This is a genomic window from Rhodoferax sp. ZS1R8 (assembly GCF_056521325.1).
Window position 1 is genome coordinate 1 of the sequence record NZ_JBWMBA010000213.1, and the last position, 548, is coordinate 548.

Consider the following 548-nt stretch of genomic DNA (forward strand, 5'->3'; position numbering starts at 1 on the left):
GCCCAGCCACCACGATCACCGCTTGGGCGAATGGATTGGTATCCGCACCGAGGTCGACCATGTGGTGACGTTTAAACGCGAGGCTTAGCGATCGCTGCGTCAGCGGGAGCGGGTACCCTCCCTAGAATGGAGATGCAGAGCAACCATGTCGGCAACCTTCACTTGCCACTGCAAAGACCCAACCTGGAGAAGCGAATGACCATCATCGTAGCCTACGCACCCCGCCCAGAAGGCCAAGCCGCACTGGACAAAGGAATAGAAATCGCCAAGCGCCGCAACGAGCATCTGTTGGTGGTCAATGCCACACCCGGCAGCGGCGACGACGCGGCCATGGCCAATGTTCAGGACGTTGAACGCATCGCGCTTTTGCTGGCAGAACCGGGCCTGACTGCAGAGTTCAAACAGTTTGGCCGTGGCAAAGGTGCCGTGCAAGAAATTGAAAACCTGGTGGCGACATTGCCGGTGTCTTTGCTGGTGATAGGCCTGCGCCACCGCTCACCCATTGGCAAACTCATCATGGGCAGCGTGGCGCAAGAGCTGCTGTTGTC

General features: G+C 58.8%; 1 protein-coding gene. It reads left to right on the forward strand.

Annotated features, from left to right (window positions below):
• Positions 1–195: 195 nt before the first annotated feature.
• Positions 196–548: universal stress protein (locus tag AC097P_RS25070; protein ID WP_479613119.1), on the forward strand; the 353-nt coding region annotated here is incomplete at its 3' end.